The sequence below is a fragment of the Mesorhizobium kowhaii genome, from assembly GCF_042431665.1.
Taxonomy (GTDB): Bacteria; Pseudomonadota; Alphaproteobacteria; order Rhizobiales; family Rhizobiaceae; genus Mesorhizobium; species Mesorhizobium kowhaii.
In genome coordinates this window covers 2,470-5,250 of record NZ_JBHLYT010000217.1, presented here as the reverse complement: position 1 = coordinate 5,250, position 2,781 = coordinate 2,470, and the positions used below count along the sequence as shown (strand labels likewise).

General features: G+C 59.0%; 3 protein-coding genes. All 3 read right to left on the bottom strand.

The window, feature by feature from the left end:
- Positions 1-68 precede the first annotated feature (68 nt).
- Positions 69-386 carry a UPF0149 family protein gene (locus ACFFNA_RS39560; protein ID WP_378925744.1) on the bottom strand — a complete coding sequence of 106 codons (318 nt, stop codon included), beginning with the start codon at positions 384-386 and terminating at the stop codon, positions 69-71.
- A 324-nt stretch (positions 387-710) separates the two neighbouring features.
- A complete protein-coding gene (locus ACFFNA_RS39555) occupies positions 711-1,742 on the bottom strand; it encodes an IS110 family RNA-guided transposase (protein ID WP_378925742.1) in 1,032 nt (343 codons plus the stop codon).
- 342 nt (positions 1,743-2,084) lie between these two features.
- On the bottom strand, positions 2,085-2,781 hold a 697-nt coding region (locus tag ACFFNA_RS39550), incomplete at its 5' end, for an IS110 family RNA-guided transposase (protein WP_378925740.1).

Here is a 2,781-nt window from a genome sequence, read left to right as displayed (position 1 = left end):
CTGTTCCATAGCCAGATACTTCATTCGCCAAGCGTCCACTTAATCTAAGCGGACACTATCGCCTCAAGCTACGCGTCAGTAGGCGGCCTCCAGCGTATGCATACCGGTCTGTCGAAGAGCGTCGCGTTGATCCGGTTGTGGATCCTGGCGAGGCTGGCAAACACGGCATGATCGGTTGCAGAGCCTTTGGCCAAGACGTCGCGCGGCAACCCCATGAGCGGGCACATCCAGTCTTGCGGGTCCGCGAACCGGGGCCCGGTGACCGCCGCCGTTACGAAGCCATCCAGCGCCGACATGGTCCGCACCAACGGGCGGCGGGCGGTCTTGGCGGCCATCCAGGCCTCGAGCGCCTCGTCCGACAGCGCCATGTCATCGATTGCGCTCATGCCGCCAAGGGGAGCGGCATCTCTTGACGGCGCCCCCAATTCCATATGTGGACGTAACAGGTCGGCTGGATCAAGATCGTCGGTCACAACTGCTGACGTATATCCGGCTTCCTCATGCGGCTGGACAACGTCTTCGCCGCGAGCCCCGATGGATTTTCGCGCGCTTCCACCTCATCGGCCCCTAGACATTGGCCGAAGCCAAGCCGGTCCACACACCAGGTTCGGGAAGCGACGGAATGACCGTTTCACCATCTCCTGCCATTTTGCTGCAATTGCCGGGGTGAGACCTCCTTCTGTTGTTTTCCTTTCGTTTGCCGCTTCGCCTCAAGCTGCTTTCACCGACTGTGCGGGCTCGTAGAATGTGCCACCCGAGAGGATGGCCCACACGACCCTCGCATTCTTGTTGGCGAGCGCGACAGCCGCGACGTTGGGGTGTCGTCTTTGCCGCAGCTTACTGAGCCAGAGGCTTCGTGGATCCTGCTTGCCGGCTGCTTTGCCAAGCGCAGCACGAGCCCCATGGATCATCAATGTGCGCAGATAGCGATCGCCCCGCTTGCTGATGCCGAATAGCCGGGCTCGCCCTCCGCTGGATCGTTGTTTGGGTACCAGGCCAAGCCAGGCCGCGAACTGACGGCCATTTTTGAAGCAGGTTCTATCGCCTACGGCAGCGATCAAGGCGGTTGCCGTCACGGGGCCGATGCCTTCGATCTTCCCAAGCCGTTGGCACTGCTCGCTGGTGCGGAAGATTTCCCGTATCCGCCGATCATAAATTGCAATGCGATCGTCGAGCTCGGCCAATTCCGCCTGCAGCTCCCTCATCAGCGACCGGACCATCTCGCTGAGTCCGTCATCATCATTCCCCACGATGACGGCGAGGCCGCGCCGCAGCTGCGAGATATCGCGGGGAATGACGATCCCGTGCTCGGAAAGAAGGCCGCGAATCTGGTTCACAAGCCGAACTCGATCGGCGACCAGACGCCGACGAATGCGATGAACGGCCTGGACCGTCAGCTGATCAGTCGATTTCGGCGGCACAAAGCGCATCGAAGGCCGGCCGACCGCTTCGCAGATGGCTTCCGCATCGTTTCGGTCGTTCTTGTTGGACTTCACATATGGTGTAACGAACTGAGGACTGATCAGCCGAACCTCATGGCCAAGCTCGGTGAGCACCCTTGCCCAGTAATGCGCGCCGTTCGAGGCTTCCATGCCGACCAGGCATCGGGGCAGATTGGCGAAGAAGCAGGCTACCGCATCGCGACGCAGCGTCTTTCGCACGACGACTTTTCCGTGGCAGTCGACCCCGTGAACCTGGAACACATATTTCGCAAGATCCAGACCTATTCGAACGACCTGCATGACATCCTCCTTTGTTGCAGTTGACGTTCGAGATTTCACCTCGCCTGGGGGGCGGGGTCCATACCATTGGCTCCCACTTGCAAGTGTTTTTTACAGATATTTTTGATCGGATCGCTTGCTTCCATATGTGCGGCCTTTGTGTGTGGTCGCACATGACCACTGGCCAAGATGGTTTCCGCAACGCATGTTCCTAACACGGCAACGACCTTGAAAGGCCAATGGAACTGACGGAGTATCACGCGTCTTGGATCGATCGATCGCACCATCTGCTTTTCTCTTGCAAGTTCACAGCATCAGCTCAACACGGTAGCATTCTATTCTGCTCACCGTGATGGCCAATTCCTATGTTGCTTGCGTTTGCTCCTCTGTCCGCCGATACGCCTCGCCGCTCACCATGAGCTTCCAGGCGACACGGGCAATCTTGTTGGCGAGCGCCACCGCAACCAGCTTCGGTTTCTTCCTTTGCAGTAGTTCGGTGAGCCATCGGGAAGCATGCCTGCTTCGACCTGCTCTGACGTGCTGAAGAAGAGCAGTCGCGCCAACCACCAATATGCTCCTCAGCATTTCGTCGCCAGCACGTGTGATCACCCCCAGTCTGACCTTGCCTGCAGTCGAATGGTCTTTGGGCGTGAGGCCTATCCAAGCGGCAAAATCGCGACCCGACTTGAACGTTCGGGGATCTGGGGTCTTCATCATCAAAAGCGATGCGCCGACCGGCCCGACACCCGGAATTTCGGCCAGGCGCCTGCTGCATTCATCGGAGCGATGCAACGCGGTCAGTTTTTCCTCGACGGCTTTCGTTTCGGTAAGCAAGTCGCGATACTCAACGCCATGCATGGCAAAAAGCTCGCGGGCCAATTCAGGCAGGGATTGATCAGCCGCAATCCGCTCCAGCAACGGTTCGATTCGGCACATGCCCGTGGCCGCGACGATGCCGAACTCCATGGCAAACCCGCGTATGGCATTGGCGAGCTGCGTTCGATTGCGAATGAGTCTCTCTCGCAAACCGACCAGCATCAACGCCGCCTGCTGGTCCGCA

Coding starts and splice junctions, on each gene's coding strand:
- ACFFNA_RS39555 (WP_378925742.1), bottom strand. CDS start 1,742: ATGCAGGTCGTTCGAATAGGTCTGGATCTTGCGAAATATGTGTTCCAG.
- ACFFNA_RS39560 (WP_378925744.1), bottom strand. CDS start 386: ATGAGCGCAATCGATGACATGGCGCTGTCGGACGAGGCGCTCGAGGCC.